The following is a 376-nucleotide window of genomic DNA, read 5'->3' as shown; positions in this document are numbered from 1 at the left end:
ATCGGTAAGAGGTATGACTATTCGTGTAGATGTAAGCGACATCAGCGCTCCCTATGCGGATGAGCTGAGTCGTCAGAAAGTGGCGGAAAAACGGGAAAATACCTCGTCGACGTATCGGCCGGCACGAACGGGACAAGTGGCGACGGAACTCAATGTCATCGGTAAGCGCGGCAATGAAGCCATTCCCGATATATCTCGCTTTCTCGACCAAGCACTGGCGGCCGGGTTTAGCCCTGTGCGTATTATTCACGGTAAGGGAAGCGGTGCATTACGCAAACAAGTACATGAATATTTGGATACACTGCCCTTTGTTACGTCCTACACCTTGGACGATGCACGTAACGGCGGTGACGGTGTAACCCTAGTATATTTCTAA

The 376-nt window shown here is 50.8% G+C and carries 1 protein-coding gene; it reads left to right on the top strand.

Translation table 11 applies throughout. The features are described from left to right. The coding region (locus tag PGX78_RS08225; RefSeq protein ID WP_270446460.1) for a Smr/MutS family protein at nucleotides 1–376 on the top strand (376 nt) is incomplete at its 5' end.

The organism is Megasphaera sp. AF13-6AC, assembly GCF_027685385.1.
Taxonomy (GTDB): domain Bacteria; phylum Bacillota; class Negativicutes; order Veillonellales; family Megasphaeraceae; genus Megasphaera; species Megasphaera micronuciformis.
Note: the sequence above shows the minus strand (reverse complement) of the source record. Positions and strands in the feature narration are given on the sequence as shown.